This window comes from Pseudomonas putida group bacterium ESBL64 (assembly GCF_045277175.1).
GTDB classification, from domain to species: Bacteria; Pseudomonadota; Gammaproteobacteria; order Pseudomonadales; family Pseudomonadaceae; genus Aquipseudomonas; species Aquipseudomonas alloputida.
The window spans coordinates 1-14,976 of sequence record NZ_CP145799.1 but is presented as its reverse complement, the minus strand read 5'-3'; the positions used below and the strand labels follow the sequence as shown (position 1 = coordinate 14,976).

Genomic DNA, 14,976 nt, shown 5'->3' with positions numbered 1-14,976 from the left:
TGCTCCTTTCAGGGTTGCTGGAAACGGGCCGGGGACAGGCGCTCGGGCGCCACGCCCTGGCTGACAAGGTCGGGACACACGGGCTGGCCCATCAGCAAGTCGGCGGCCAGGCGCGAGGCGCCCGCTGCCGACTGGATGCCATAGCCACCCTGGGCCGCCAGCCAGAAAAACGCGGGTGCATGCGCATCGAAACCGATCACCAGGTCGCCGTCGGCAACGAATGAACGCAGCCCGGCCCAGGTGTGGCTAGGGCGGCGGATCGCCAAGGTGGTCATGGCTTCAATGTTGTAAATACCCAAGGCCACGTCGAACTCCTCGGGCGCGGCATCCTGTGGCTCAACCGGGTCGGCATTGGCTGGAGACCCCAACAGTTGGCCGGCATCAGGCTTGAAGTAGAAGCTTTCATCGACGCCAATCACTGCAGGCCAGCGGGCAAAGTTTTGTTCTGCCGGGCCGGGGAAGGTGAACGCGCTACGGCGGCACGGTTGCAAGCCGATGCGCGCCACCCCGCACTGCTCGGCCACACGGTCCGCCCAGGCACCTGCAGCATTGACCAGACATCGGGCCTGCAAACGGCTGCCATCAGCCAACTCCACCTGCCACACGCCGTCCAGGTAGCAGGCCTGGATCAGCTCGGCGTTGCAGCGCAGTTCACCGCCGGCAGTGCGATAACCCCGCAAGAAGCCTTGGTGCAAGGCATGTACATCAAGGTCCATCGCACCTGGCTCAAGCACCGCGCCGGCCAGGGTTTCGCCACGCAGGCTGGGTATCAGTGCCAAGGCCGCGTCCCGGTCCAGCAGGCTGACCTCTGTGCCATTGGCCAGGTTCTGCGCGTAAGTTTGCTCAAGCAGTTCTCGTTGCTCCAGGCTGGCCACATACAGACAGCCTCGCGGCTCCAGCAGCGGGTGCTCGCAGAAGCCCTGCGGTGGCGCTTCGTAGAAGGCTCGGCTGGCGCGGGTCAGTGCCTGGATCTGTGGGGTGCCGTAAGCCTCCATGAACATGGCCGCCGAACGCCCGGTGGAATGGTAGCCAGGCTGCGATTCACGCTCGACCAGCAGCACGCGCTGCTGACAGGCCAGGCGGTAGCCCAGCGAAGCGCCGGCGATGCCAGCACCGATGATCAGGGTGTCGTAGGTCGGGGTCATGCACGCTCCTGCCAGGCCAATTATCATTTATGAGAATTCTAATATATGAGAATTTAGAAATGCGCAAGGGTCCAAGGTAAGATGCCCGACCAACGCCGCATGCCGAGATCCCTGAATGCCTTCAGCTCTACCCCAGCTTGACCGTGCAGTAGTGGGCCAGCGCCTGCGCCAGGTGCGCAAGGCGCGCCAGATGACCCTCAAGCAATTGTCCGAAGCCAGTGGCGTACCGCTGTCCACGTTGTCGAAGATGGAACTGGCGCAGGTGTCGGTCAGCTATGAAAAACTGGCCGCTGCTGCGCGGGCGCTGAATGTCGATATTGCCCAGCTGTTCCGCGCCAGCGGCACGGTCAGCACCCCGGTGCCGGTGACCGTGGTGGTTGACTCACTGCCCGCAGCGGCGGGTTATTCGACCGGCACCTACGACTATTATCCGATTGCCGGAGATTTCCCCGCGCGACGCATGACACCGGCTTATGCCCGCATCATTGCCCGGGAACGCGGCCAGTTCGACGATTTTATCCGCCACCCCGGGCAAGAGTTCGCGCTGGTGCTGAGCGGGCGTGTGCGCATCGAGTTCGAGACCGGCGAAGCGGTCAGCATCGGGCCGCAGGAGACGGCGTATTTCGACAGCCAGGTGGGGCACATCTACCTGTCGGAAAGTGATGACGGTGGTGATGCCCATGTCATGGTGGTGATGACTGATCGTTGATCGGTCACGCCCGCCCAAGGCAAACCCGGTTATAACCTAATAACGAACAAGTCTATTTGGCTATAAAAAAATCTATATGCTGACTGGCATCCGATAACGGGCAAAGTTGGGCAGTCGAGTAGCGTATGGATGTAGGTTCTTTCGGTTTCACCATTGCTGGCCTGGTCGTGGGCTTCATCGTCGGTATGACCGGCGTCGGTGGCGGCTCGCTGATGACCCCGATCCTGTTGTGGTTTGGTATCCACCCGGCGACCGCTGTCGGTACCGACCTGCTGTATGCAGCGATCACCAAGGCCAGTGGCGTCTGGGTGCATGCGCGCAACAAGAACATCGACTGGAAGATCACCGGCCTGCTCAGCCTGGGCAGCGTGCCCGCAGCGGCGCTGACCCTGTGGTTCCTCAGCACCCTGCACACCGACACCTCGGCGCTCAACGCCATCATCAAGCAAGGCCTGGCGGTGGTGCTGATCCTGACCGCGCTGGCCATCCTGTTCAAATCGCGCCTGCAGGCCTTCGCCAGCCGCCATGCCGGTGATCACTACCACCTCAGCGACCGTAGCCTGAACACCCTCACGGTGCTGACCGGCGTGGTGCTTGGAATAATGGTCACCCTCACCTCCATCGGTGCTGGCGCCCTGGGTACAGTGGCGCTGTTCCTGCTGTACCCGTTCCTGGTCACCCGTCGCCTGGTCGGTACCGAAATTGCCCACGCCGTGCCACTGACCTTGGTAGCAGGCCTGGGCCACGCGGGCATGGGCAACATGGATTGGTCGCTGCTGGGCTACCTGCTGCTGGGCTCGCTGCCAGGCATCTATCTGGGTAGCCACCTCACCGGGCGAATCTCCGACCGCGTGCTGCGCCCTTGCCTGGCAACGATGCTGCTGCTGATCGGTTACAAGCTGGCGTTCTGAGCCTTAGCCCAGGCGCAACCGCCACTGCCCGGTAAAGCTCAGTTCCAGACGTGACAGCGGCAGCACGTCAATTCGCTGCCCGGCACTCATCGGACACCCAAGCACCTGTACCAGCATGGCGCGTATGACCATCGGGTGGGTCACGGCCAGCCAGTCACCCGGCCTGTCAAAGGCCGCCAGCCAAGCGGCCAGGCGCTGGCATAGCGCAGCGAACGACTCGCCACCATGCACGGCACTGGCCGGATCCCGCAGCCATTCTGCCAACGCCTGCGGTTGCTCGGCTTGTAGCTGCTTCAACGACAAACCCTGCCAACGCCCAAGGTCGCAATCGGCCAAGCCCGGCTCGACCTGTACTGCCCCCGTTAACCACGCCGCCGTCTCGCAGGCCCGCCGCTCTGGCGCACTCAGCAGTTGCACGCCTGATCGGTCGGCGTCTGCCTGTCGGGCTAGCGGCAGGATGCCATCATCCGTATGGTGCAGGCGCCCGTTCTTCTGGGCCTGGGTCAGGGCATGGCAAATCAGGGTCAGGCGGATGGCTTTCACCAGGCATTTCTCGCAGCGGGCTGGGGTGCATGGTTTAGCACGCTGCGAGACGTTTGGCTGCAACAATGTCGCCGGCCATTCGCGACCCGGTTGACTTGCGATTGGGCCGCAGGGCGGCCCTTTGGATCAGAAGTTGATATTCAGCGCAGCAAACACCGCCCTGCCCGGCTGGTTATACGTGTTTGCCCCCGAGCTGCTGGCGTTGCCGCCGCGCAGGATCTGCTTGTCGAAGACGTTGTTCACGCCCACCCGCACGTCGTAGTTGGCATTGAACTTGTACCCGGCGCTCACGTCCACCAGGCCATAGGCCTCGACGTCCTGCTGGGCGGCCTTGTCGTAGTCCTGCTGGGTGCGGTAGTTGTAGGTCGGCGATTTTTGCTTGCCGAAGTAAGTACCCGCTACCTGGAATGACAGCTGCTCGGTGGCGCGCCAGTCGAGGCTGGTGTTGACGGTGTATTCCGGGATCACCGACAGCGGCTCGCCCGTTTCGCGATCATCGTTGTCGAGCATCCAGGTCAGGTTGGTGTTCCAGTCCAGGGTCGGGGCCAACTCGATGAAGAAGTTGCCTTCGACACCTTCCACCCGCGCCTTGCCGGCGTTGTCCCACTGAGTCACGCGGCTGCCGGTACCCATGGTGTAAAGTACATCGGTATCACCGATGATCTTGTTCTTGTAGTCGTTGCGGAAGTAGGTGGCACTGGTGCGCCAGGTACCACGGTCGTACAGCAGGCCGATTTCCTTGTTGACGCTGATCTCGGGCTTGAGGTCGGCGTTGCCCTGCAGGTAGCAGCCACCATTGTTGGCCTGTTGCACACTGCAGCCATTACCGCGGCTGTACAGCAGGTAGTTGGGGTTGGACTGGTACAGGTTCGGAACCTTGTAGGCACGGGCGATGCCGCCTTTTACCGACAGCGCTTCGGTCAGCTTGTGCGACAGGTTCAGGCTGGGGCTGAAGTTGTCACCGAAGCTTTCGTGGTGGTCGAAACGCAGGCCCGGCGTAAGGGTGGTGTCGCCAACGATGATGTTGTCTTCGACAAACAGCGCATAGCTGCGTGCGGTCATCTTCGAGCTGCTGCGATCGAAGCCGACAAGGCCGTCATTGTGGGTGGGGTCGGAGCTTTGCGGGCGCAACGAACCTTGGTCGTTGAGGGTTTCGTACAGGTACTCGCCACCCAAGGTAAGCACATGTTCTGTGCTGCCCATGGCGAACGGCAGGTTCACCTCACTGCTCAGGCGTGTGTTACGCAAACGGGACATAGCCCCACCTTCGTCGCTTGGGGCACCTTCGGTGCGGCCAGCCAAGCCCTCGTTAAGGCGCCAGTTGCGTACGTATTCGTAGGCCAGCGTGGTCTTGCTGGTACCCCAGGTGAAATCACCGAGGTGGGTCAGGTCATAAGTACTGCGCTGCATCACGTTGGTTTCGTGACCGTAGAGGCTGGAGACGAAGTCGACGTCTCCGCCGCCGTTGCTGTTCATGGTGTCGCCGGCAAAAATGTTGCCCTGACGGCTGTAGCCGGCACTGGCTTCGAGGCGGTGCTCGTCGTTCAGTTTCCAGCTGAGCAGGCCGTTGATGTCCTTGTTGCGAACGCCTTCTCGCCCCGCAACCAGGGCGCTGGTGGCATGCCCGGCGTTGATGTCCAGATCGTCGGCGTCAGTCTTGGCCAGGCCACCGTACAGGCGCAAACCCAGGTTATCGGTCAGGCCGCCACCGAGGTTGAAGTTGGCTCGCCGGCTGGCGCCTTCTGCGCTGTCTTCGGGCAGTTGCGTGTACAGGCTGACGCTCCCTTTCAGCTCGTCGGAAGGACGCTTGGTGATGATATTGACCACCCCGCCCATGGCGCCGGAGCCGTAGCGTGCGGCGGCCGGGCCACGCAGGATCTCGATGCGCTCGACCGCTTCGGCCGGCACCCAATTGGTTTCACCCCGAGTATCACGGTCACCGTTCCAGCCATAGCGCACAGCGTTGCGCGCGCTGGATGGCTTGCCGTCGATGAGGATCAACGTGTTCTCCGGGCCCATGCCGCGCAGGTCGATCTGCCGGTTGTTTCCGCGTGCGCCACTGGCACTGTTGCCGGTCAGGTTAACCCCGGGCTCGCGGCGGATGATGTCGGACAGGTCATTGGCCGGTGGGTGGCGCTTGATGTCCTCGGCCGTGATGATCGACGTGCCCAGGGCCTGTCGCGCCTCGCGCTCGGCGGTGATCAGGGTGTCCTGGATCACCAGCGCGTTGTCGGCGACGGGCGCTTCCACTACCTCACCCGCACGCCGCTCCTCGGACTCTGCCGCAGTCGCCAGCATGGACGGCGACGCCAGCGCGACGAACGCCAGGGCCAGGCTGTTGGATGAAGTTCTGCACTGCATGGGTACATCTCCTGCGATTCATGAGCGAAAAGGCACATCCCTGTCGGAAACCGGGAGCCCTCGCCCACCGGCCCCGCACTCAGTTCGGCGGCCAACAGGGGTGGTAAATATAGAGAGTCGCAAATGCGAGTAAATCTTATTTACGAAGTTTACATGTTTGTAACTGAACTTTGCTGAACCGTGATCTTTGGCACAGCGAGGCTCGCTGTGGGAGCAACGGTCTTGCTCAACATTTGATAAGCCTTCGCGGTCTGTAAGAGCGGGTTTACCCGCGAACACCGGCGAAGGCACCCTATGACGGAATGACCACCCTGCATTCATGGACAGTTCAGTCATGTCCGCAGGCTGTTGCTGCCATCCACCTATCCGATTTGCATCCTGTGTGCAGGCATCTACAGTTTCGACGTACAACGCTGCGGAGCGGCCAGATGCGTGGCGATGACAACAACTGCGCAAGCACTGCCAAAAGCCAGCCGAAAATGCCCCGCAGCATCTGGGCGCTGGGCTTCGTGTCGATGTTGATGGACATTTCCTCGGAGATGATCCACGCCCTGCTGCCCCTGTACATGGTCAGTGTGCTCGGCGCTTCGGTGATCGCGGTGGGGTTCATCGAAGGAATCGCCGAGTCGACCGCATCGTTCACCAAGGTGTTCTCTGGCGCCCTCAGCGACCGACTGGGTAAACGCAAGCTGCTGACAGTGATCGGCTATGGCCTGAGTGCGCTGATGAAGCCGGTATTTCCCATGGCCTCCGGACTTGAGTGGCTGACTGCGGCACGCTTCGTCGACCGTGTCGGCAAAGGCATTCGGGGGGCACCGCGTGATGCACTGGTGGCCGATGTTACGCCGGTCGAGCTGCGCGGCGCGGCGTTCGGCCTGCGTCAGGCGCTCGATACCGTGGGCGCTATCCTCGGGCCATTGCTGGCGATCGTGTTGATGTGGCTGACAGCGAGCCATTTCCAGACCGTGTTCTGGGTAGCTATTATCCCGGCGTTCGTGGCGGTGTATATCCTAGTTGCCTTCGTTCACGAACCTGAAGCCTCAGCTATGGGGCGTCCGGTACGCTCACCGTTGGCACTGCACGCGCTTCGGCGCCTGGGGCCGGTCTATTGGCGCCTGATCGGTCTGGCCACGTTGTTCACCCTCGCCCGTTTCAGCGAGGCGTTCTTGCTGCTGCGGGCTCAGAACATAGGCCTGACTCCGCTGTGGGCGCCGGCGGTACTGGTATTGATGGCGATGGCCTACTCACTGTCGGCCTACCCTGCCGGCGTGTTGTCGGACCGAGTGGGGCGCCGTGGCGTGCTGATCGCCGGGCTAGGCCTGCTGATCACTGCCGACCTGCTGCTGGCCCTTTTGCCAGGATGGGCCGGGCTTGCCTTTGGGGTAACGGCCTGGGGCCTGCACTTGGGCTTCAGCCAAGGCATCTTCTCTGCCATGATTGCCGACAGCGCCCCCGCCAACTTGCGCGGTACCGCCTTCGGCCTGTTCAACCTGCTGACCGGTGCGGCACTGCTGATAGCCAGCGTGGTAGCCGGATTGCTGTGGGAGAGTGCGGGGTTCCAGGCAACCTTCCTGGTTGGTGCAGGGTTTGCCGTCACCACCCTTGCAGGGCTGACGCTGCTGCGCTGAACCTGGCTAGCCTGGCGGTTCACGGCTGCAGCGCACGCAGGTTGAACAGTTCCATCCTGTAACCCGAACGCTCCCGCCGCAGGGGTCGAACGCCTGGCCAGGGAGCACGGCCTGCCGGTGAAGGCGTTCGAGTGGTTCGGGTCACCAAGGATGTCGGCAATGCACGCAGTGAAGGGGCCAAGCTGATCGCGATGCTGGATGGCGATCTCCCCCTCAAGCCGAACTAGGCCAGCGCAGCCTCCTGCTCCAGCAACGACCAACCGCCATGCCCATCCACCTCAAGCCGGTGAGTATGGAACGCTGCCAGCGTGCTGCGGTGGCCGACACTGACCAGCAATGCACTCGGCATTTCCGAACGCAACAACGCATACAGGGCATGCTCGAGCCCCTCATCCATCGCCGAGGTGGACTCGTCGAGAAACACCACCTCAGGCCGGTTGAACAGTACCCGGGCGAACGCCAGACGCTGCTGCTCGCCCACCGAGAGGATGTGTGACCAGTCACAGCTGACGTCCAGACGCTCGGCCAGGTGGGCCAGGTTGACCTGGCGCAGTGCCTGCTGCATGAGCAACTCATCCTTGGTATTACTGGCTGCCGGGTAGGCAATGACGGTACGCAAGTCACCCAGCGGCAGGTACGGGCGTTGCGACAGGAACAGTGCCTGATGCCCCGTTGGCCGCCTGACCTTGCCTTCGGCATACGGCCAAAGACCCGCCAGGGCACGCAGCAGCGTGGTTTTACCACTGCCCGATGGCCCTTTGATCAACAACGCCTGGCCGGCATGCAGGCTCAGGTCCAGGTCGGCGATAAGGGCATGTCCGTCCGGGCGCAGCACCTGCAATCCCGCGATCTGCAGCGCATGCGCCTGGTCTTCGGTGGTGACGCGCGGCAACGCACTTGCCTGCTGGTTGGCATCGAGAAAGCCGGTGAGACGGTCAAGGGTCGCGCGGTACTGCGCGAACGCATCGTACGACTCACGGAAGAACGACAAAGAATCCTGCACCTGCCCAAAGGCCTGGGAAGTTTGCATGACGTCGCCCAGCTTGATCGCCCCACTGAAGAAGCGCGGCGCCTGAAGAATGAACGGAAACACAACGGCTACCTGACTGACACCCAAGTTGAAGCCACTGAACTTCAAGTTCCGGTACACCAATGCCCAGGCATTCACGATCAAGGCAGCAAAACGGCCGAGCAACGTGCCCCGCTCGACTTGCGAACCTTGGTAGAAGGCAATGTTCTCGGCGTTCTCACGCAGACGCATCAACGCGTAACGGAAGTTGGCGGTGAGTTTCTCGTTGAGGAAGTTAAGCCGGATCAGCGGGCGCCCAAGGCGGAAGGCGACCCAGGTGGCGACGATGACATACAGGTAAACGGCAAATACCATCGCCCGAGGAATCTCTACGCCGGCCACCGTCAACGGTGCCGACAGCCCCCAGAGGATGCCGGTGAACGCCACGAGCGAAACCAGCGCACTGACTGCGCCCAGGGCAAGGGTGACCGAGTTGGTGACAAAAGCGTTAACGTCCAGTTCGATACGTTGGTCAGGGTTGTCCACTGGTTCGGCAAGGAACTGGCCACGGTAATAGGCATCGCCCTGCATCCAGTCGTGGGTCAGGCGCTCGGTCAGCCAGACCCGCCACTTGATACTGAATGCCTGGCTGACATAGAAGGTGAACAGCGAGCGCAACACATGGATGGTAGCCAGCACTGCGAAGACGCCGAGTAGGTACCAGAACGCCGCCTGGTCAAGGCCCTGCAAGGCGCTGTAGAAGCCGTTGTACCAGAACGAAAAAAGAACGTTTAGGCGAACCGAAAACAGCGTCAGGACCAGCAGCAGGGCAAACACCAGCAACGGCCGCCAACTGCGCCTGAAACTGAAATAGGGCCCGGCAAGCTGCCAGAACTGGCTGCCCCAGCGTGTACAGCGCACGGCCAGAGTTGCGGCTGCAGTGAAGCTGACAAGGGTGATGAACGAGGCGATTGCCAGCCAGCTTAGGCTCTCTTGCAGGGCCTGATGCCAGTTCATTTCCATGGTAAGTATCCGTGCTGAGTATTTCCGCGAGCGTAGCATTACGCCGTCATTCGTCAGGTATAAATGACGCACATTTCATGATTTGTAGGAGCGGGGTTACCCGCGAACACCGGCAACGCCGGTGCCATCTCCGCTCCACAGGGATTCAAGCAAGCCCGGGCTTTTTTGCCCACAAAGACAAAACCCCTACCTGCATGTGCAGATAGGGGTTTTGCGAAATGAATCTTGACGATGACCTACTCTCACATGGGGAAACCCCACACTACCATCGGCGATGCATCGTTTCACTACTGAGTTCGGGATGGGATCAGGTGGTTCCAATGCTCTATGGTCGTCAAGAAATTCTGTTGCCAGAATGTCCAGATGGACAGCCCAGCGAATTCGGATATGCGATATTTGTGGTCTTACGAATTTTCGGGTCTTTCGTCTTCACCACCGCAATCTGCGTCAGCAAATTGCTTGGGTGTTATATGGTCAAGCCTCACGGGCAATTAGTATTGGTTAGCTCAACGCCTCACAGCGCTTACACACCCAACCTATCAACGTCGTAGTCTTCGACGGCCCTTTAGGGGATTCAAGATCCCAGTGAGATCTCATCTTGAGGCAAGTTTCCCGCTTAGATGCTTTCAGCGGTTATCTCTTCCGAACATAGCTACCCGGCAATGCCACTGGCGTGACAACCGGAACACCAGAGGTTCGTCCACTCCGGTCCTCTCGTACTAGGAGCAGCCCCTCTCAAATCTCAAACGTCCACGGCAGATAGGGACCGAACTGTCTCACGACGTTCTAAACCCAGCTCGCGTACCACTTTAAATGGCGAACAGCCATACCCTTGGGACCGGCTTCAGCCCCAGGATGTGATGAGCCGACATCGAGGTGCCAAACACCGCCGTCGATATGAACTCTTGGGCGGTATCAGCCTGTTATCCCCGGAGTACCTTTTATCCGTTGAGCGATGGCCCTTCCATACAGAACCACCGGATCACTAAGACCTACTTTCGTACCTGCTCGACGTGTTTGTCTCGCAGTCAAGCGCGCTTTTGCCTTTATACTCTACGACCGATTTCCGACCGGTCTGAGCGCACCTTCGTACTCCTCCGTTACTCTTTGGGAGGAGACCGCCCCAGTCAAACTACCCACCATACACTGTCCTCGATCCGGATAACGGACCTGAGTTAGAACCTCAAAGTTGCCAGGGTGGTATTTCAAGGATGGCTCCATGAGAACTGGCGTCCCCACTTCAAAGCCTCCCACCTATCCTACACAAGCAAATTCAAAGTCCAGTGCAAAGCTATAGTAAAGGTTCACGGGGTCTTTCCGTCTAGCCGCGGATACACTGCATCTTCACAGCGATTTCAATTTCACTGAGTCTCGGGTGGAGACAGCGCCGCCATCGTTACGCCATTCGTGCAGGTCGGAACTTACCCGACAAGGAATTTCGCTACCTTAGGACCGTTATAGTTACGGCCGCCGTTTACCGGGGCTTCGATCAAGAGCTTCGCTTGCGCTAACCCCATCAATTAACCTTCCGGCACCGGGCAGGCGTCACACCCTATACGTCCACTTTCGTGTTTGCAGAGTGCTGTGTTTTTAATAAACAGTCGCAGCGGCCTGGTATCTTCGACCGGCATGGGCTTACGGAGCAAGTCCTTCACCCTCGCCGGCGCACCTTCTCCCGAAGTTACGGTGCCATTTTGCCTAGTTCCTTCACCCGAGTTCTCTCAAGCGCCTTGGTATTCTCTACCTAACCACCTGTGTCGGTTTGGGGTACGGTTCCCAGTTATCTGAAGCTTAGGAGCTTTTCTTGGAAGCATGGTATCAACCACTTCGTCGCCTAAAGGCAACTCGTCATCAGCTCTCGGCCTTGAAATCCCGGATTTGCCTAAGATTTCAGCCTACCACCTTAAACCTGGACAACCAACGCCAGGCTGGCCTAACCTTCTCCGTCCCTCCATCGCAATAACTGGAAGTACAGGAATATTAACCTGTTTTCCATCGACTACGCTTTTCAGCCTCGCCTTAGGGACCGACTAACCCTGCGTCGATTAACGTTGCGCAGGAAACCTTGGTCTTTCGGCGTGCGAGTTTTTCACTCGCATTGTCGTTACTCATGTCAGCATTCGCACTTCTGATACCTCCAGCAAGCTTCTCAACTCACCTTCACAGGCTTACAGAACGCTCCTCTACCGCATCATCGTAAGATGATACCCGTAGCTTCGGTGCATGGTTTGAGCCCCGTTACATCTTCCGCGCAGGCCGACTCGACTAGTGAGCTATTACGCTTTCTTTAAAGGGTGGCTGCTTCTAAGCCAACCTCCTAGCTGTCTAAGCCTTCCCACATCGTTTCCCACTTAACCATGACTTTGGGACCTTAGCTGACGGTCTGGGTTGTTTCCCTTTTCACGACGGACGTTAGCACCCGCCGTGTGTCTCCCATGCTCGGCACTTGTAGGTATTCGGAGTTTGCATCGGTTTGGTAAGTCGGGATGACCCCCTAGCCGAAACAGTGCTCTACCCCCTACAGTGATACATGAGGCGCTACCTAAATAGCTTTCGAGGAGAACCAGCTATCTCCGAGCTTGATTAGCCTTTCACTCCGATCCACAGGTCATCCGCTAACTTTTCAACGGTAGTCGGTTCGGTCCTCCAGTCAGTGTTACCTAACCTTCAACCTGCCCATGGATAGATCGCCCGGTTTCGGGTCTATACCCAGCGACTAAACGCCCTATTAAGACTCGCTTTCGCTACGCCTCCCCTATTCGGTTAAGCTCGCCACTGAATATAAGTCGCTGACCCATTATACAAAAGGTACGCAGTCACCTAACAAAGTAGGCTCCCACTGCTTGTACGCATACGGTTTCAGGTTCTATTTCACTCCCCTCTCCGGGGTTCTTTTCGCCTTTCCCTCACGGTACTGGTTCACTATCGGTCAGTCAGTAGTATTTAGCCTTGGAGGATGGTCCCCCCATATTCAGACAAAGTTTCTCGTGCTCCGTCCTACTCGATTTCATTGACAAGAGATTTTCGTGTACGGGGCTATCACCCACTATGGCCGCACTTTCCAGAGCGTTCCACTAATCTCAAATCAACTTAAGGGCTGGTCCCCGTTCGCTCGCCACTACTAAGGGAATCTCGGTTGATTTCTTTTCCTCAGGGTACTTAGATGTTTCAGTTCCCCTGGTTCGCCTCTTGCACCTATGTATTCAGTACAAGATAACCAGCTTATGCTGGCTGGGTTCCCCCATTCAGAGATCTCTGGATCACAGTCTGTTTGCCGACTCCCCAAAGCTTATCGCAGGCTACCACGTCTTTCATCGCCTCTGACTGCCAAGGCATCCACCGTATGCGCTTCTTCACTTGACCATATAACCCCAAGCAATCTGGTTATACTGTGAAGACGACATTCGCCGAAAATTCGTACGTTGCTCTTTCGAGCAGAACTCACAAATTTTACCTTAGCCTGATCCACCAGCAGTGAAACTGGTGTTCAGTCTATATCTATCACATATCCGAATTTTTAAAGAACGATCTGACAAAAGCCAGAAATCAACATTCGACGCGAATGCTCATTTCTGAGTTTGATCAAGGTACAGCAAGTGGTGGAGCCAAGCGGGATCGAACCGCTGACCTCCTGCGTGCAAGGCAGGCGCTCTCCCAGCTGAGCTATGGCCCCGCATATTGGTAGGTCTGGGCAGATTTGAACTGCCGACCTCACCCTTATCAGGGGTGCGCTCTAACCAACTGAGCTACAGACCTATATAGGGTCTTGATCGTCTTCGACAATGAATCAAGCAATTCGTGTGGGAGCTCATCAGCAGGCTGATGTCGTCGATTAAGGAGGTGATCCAGCCGCAGGTTCCCCTACGGCTACCTTGTTACGACTTCACCCCAGTCATGAATCACACCGTGGTAACCGTCCTCCCGAAGGTTAGACTAGCTACTTCTGGTGCAACCCACTCCCATGGTGTGACGGGCGGTGTGTACAAGGCCCGGGAACGTATTCACCGCGACATTCTGATTCGCGATTACTAGCGATTCCGACTTCACGCAGTCGAGTTGCAGACTGCGATCCGGACTACGATCGGTTTTGTGAGATTAGCTCCACCTCGCGGCTTGGCAACCCTCTGTACCGACCATTGTAGCACGTGTGTAGCCCAGGCCGTAAGGGCCATGATGACTTGACGTCATCCCCACCTTCCTCCGGTTTGTCACCGGCAGTCTCCTTAGAGTGCCCACCATAACGTGCTGGTAACTAAGGACAAGGGTTGCGCTCGTTACGGGACTTAACCCAACATCTCACGACACGAGCTGACGACAGCCATGCAGCACCTGTGTCAGAGTTCCCGAAGGCACCAATCCATCTCTGGAAAGTTCTCTGCATGTCAAGGCCTGGTAAGGTTCTTCGCGTTGCTTCGAATTAAACCACATGCTCCACCGCTTGTGCGGGCCCCCGTCAATTCATTTGAGTTTTAACCTTGCGGCCGTACTCCCCAGGCGGTCAACTTAATGCGTTAGCTGCGCCACTAAAATCTCAAGGATTCCAACGGCTAGTTGACATCGTTTACGGCGTGGACTACCAGGGTATCTAATCCTGTTTGCTCCCCACGCTTTCGCACCTCAGTGTCAGTATCAGTCCAGGTGGTCGCCTTCGCCACTGGTGTTCCTTCCTATATCTACGCATTTCACCGCTACACAGGAAATTCCACCACCCTCTACCGTACTCTAGCTTGCCAGTTTTGGATGCAGTTCCCAGGTTGAGCCCGGGGCTTTCACATCCAACTTAACAAACCACCTACGCGCGCTTTACGCCCAGTAATTCCGATTAACGCTTGCACCCTCTGTATTACCGCGGCTGCTGGCACAGAGTTAGCCGGTGCTTATTCTGTCGGTAACGTCAAAACAGCAAGGTATTAGCTTACTGCCCTTCCTCCCAACTTAAAGTGCTTTACAATCCGAAGACCTTCTTCACACACGCGGCATGGCTGGATCAGGCTTTCGCCCATTGTCCAATATTCCCCACTGCTGCCTCCCGTAGGAGTCTGGACCGTGTCTCAGTTCCAGTGTGACTGATCATCCTCTCAGACCAGTTACGGATCGTCGCCTTGGTGAGCCATTACCCCACCAACTAGCTAATCCGACCTAGGCTCATCTGATAGCGCAAGGCCCGAAGGTCCCCTGCTTTCTCCCGTAGGACGTATGCGGTATTAGCGTTCCTTTCGAAACGTTGTCCCCCACTACCAGGCAGATTCCTAGGCATTACTCACCCGTCCGCCGCTGAATCAAGGAGCAAGCTCCCGTCATCCGCTCGACTTGCATGTGTTAGGCCTGCCGCCAGCGTTCAATCTGAGCCATGATCAAACTCTTCAGTTCAATACTGCTTGGGTTTTTAAGAAACCCTAAACTTGGCTCAGCAATCTCAAATGACTATGTGATTTCTCGCATGGTCACTTGTGATGCTGATAATCTTTTTGACTATCAGTCCGTACTCACAAGCACCCACACGAATTGCTTGATTCGATTTGTTAAAGAGCGTTTGGTTAAGAGCTTTTCATCTCAACCGAGGCGCGCATTCTACGCTTTCCTCAGAGCCTGTCAAGCGTTTATTTTGAAGTTTTTTGCGAGAAACTCGTTTAGCTTCAAACACTTG

Annotated in this window: 7 protein-coding genes, 2 tRNA genes and 3 rRNA genes; 3 read left to right on the top strand and 9 right to left on the bottom strand. The window is 58.1% G+C overall.

Going from position 1 to position 14,976, the window contains the following annotated elements; all coding sequences use genetic code 11:
* Positions 1–8: 8 nt before the first annotated feature.
* Entirely contained in the window at positions 9–1,145 is a 1,137-nt protein-coding gene (locus V6093_RS00060) for an FAD-binding oxidoreductase (protein WP_047604079.1), read from the bottom strand.
* 115 nt (positions 1,146–1,260) lie between these two features.
* Here V6093_RS00060 and V6093_RS00055 point away from each other — a divergent pair, with 115 nt between their 5' ends.
* Together V6093_RS00055 and V6093_RS00050 are read left to right on the top strand one after the other, a co-directional pair.
* The gene (locus V6093_RS00055; RefSeq protein WP_047604082.1) at positions 1,261–1,854 is read left to right on the top strand and encodes a helix-turn-helix domain-containing protein; all 594 of its coding nucleotides are present in this window, start codon (positions 1,261–1,263) and stop codon (positions 1,852–1,854) included.
* 125 nt (positions 1,855–1,979) lie between these two features.
* Entirely contained in the window at positions 1,980–2,765 is a 786-nt protein-coding gene (locus V6093_RS00050) for a sulfite exporter TauE/SafE family protein (RefSeq protein WP_003250191.1), read from the top strand.
* A gap of 3 nt (positions 2,766–2,768) precedes the next feature.
* Here the strand turns inward: V6093_RS00050 and V6093_RS00045 are convergent, their stop codons facing one another.
* Positions 2,769–3,308, bottom strand: a complete 540-nt coding sequence (locus V6093_RS00045) for a histidine phosphatase family protein (protein WP_003250189.1) — start codon at positions 3,306–3,308, stop codon at positions 2,769–2,771.
* Positions 3,309–3,434: 126 nt separating this feature from the next.
* Positions 3,435–5,669 (bottom strand): TonB-dependent siderophore receptor, encoded by a 2,235-nt coding sequence (locus tag V6093_RS00040; protein ID WP_003250187.1) that lies wholly within the window; start codon positions 5,667–5,669, stop codon positions 3,435–3,437.
* 428 nt (positions 5,670–6,097) lie between these two features.
* Here V6093_RS00040 and V6093_RS00035 point away from each other — a divergent pair, with 428 nt between their 5' ends.
* Complete coding sequence (locus V6093_RS00035; RefSeq protein ID WP_108078904.1) at positions 6,098–7,297, top strand: MFS transporter; 1,200 nt, start codon at positions 6,098–6,100, stop codon at positions 7,295–7,297.
* Between the two features lie 223 nt (positions 7,298–7,520).
* Here V6093_RS00035 and V6093_RS00030 read toward each other — a convergent pair whose 3' ends face one another.
* From V6093_RS00030 to V6093_RS00005, 6 genes are all read right to left on the bottom strand, one after another.
* Complete coding sequence (locus V6093_RS00030; protein WP_004576805.1) at positions 7,521–9,329, bottom strand: ABC transporter ATP-binding protein/permease; 1,809 nt, start codon at positions 9,327–9,329, stop codon at positions 7,521–7,523.
* Positions 9,330–9,552: 223 nt separating this feature from the next.
* A 5S ribosomal RNA gene (rrf, locus tag V6093_RS00025) occupies positions 9,553–9,668 on the bottom strand.
* A 131-nt stretch (positions 9,669–9,799) separates the two neighbouring features.
* A 23S ribosomal RNA gene (locus tag V6093_RS00020) occupies positions 9,800–12,692 on the bottom strand.
* A gap of 234 nt (positions 12,693–12,926) precedes the next feature.
* A tRNA-Ala gene (locus V6093_RS00015) sits at positions 12,927–13,002 on the bottom strand.
* A gap of 6 nt (positions 13,003–13,008) precedes the next feature.
* Positions 13,009–13,085 (bottom strand) — tRNA-Ile (locus V6093_RS00010).
* 77 nt (positions 13,086–13,162) lie between these two features.
* A 16S ribosomal RNA gene (locus tag V6093_RS00005) occupies positions 13,163–14,699 on the bottom strand.
* Together the 16S, 23S and 5S rRNA genes with 2 tRNA genes alongside form the textbook arrangement of a ribosomal RNA operon.
* Between the last annotated feature and the right edge of the window lie 277 nt (positions 14,700–14,976).

Coding starts and splice junctions, on each gene's coding strand:
- V6093_RS00060 (WP_047604079.1), bottom strand. CDS start 1,145: ATGACCCCGACCTACGACACCCTGATCATCGGTGCTGGCATCGCCGGC.
- V6093_RS00055 (WP_047604082.1), top strand. CDS start 1,261: ATGCCTTCAGCTCTACCCCAGCTTGACCGTGCAGTAGTGGGCCAGCGC.
- V6093_RS00050 (WP_003250191.1), top strand. CDS start 1,980: ATGGATGTAGGTTCTTTCGGTTTCACCATTGCTGGCCTGGTCGTGGGC.
- V6093_RS00040 (WP_003250187.1), bottom strand. CDS start 5,669: ATGCAGTGCAGAACTTCATCCAACAGCCTGGCCCTGGCGTTCGTCGCG.
- V6093_RS00035 (WP_108078904.1), top strand. CDS start 6,098: ATGCGTGGCGATGACAACAACTGCGCAAGCACTGCCAAAAGCCAGCCG.
- V6093_RS00030 (WP_004576805.1), bottom strand. CDS start 9,329: ATGGAAATGAACTGGCATCAGGCCCTGCAAGAGAGCCTAAGCTGGCTG.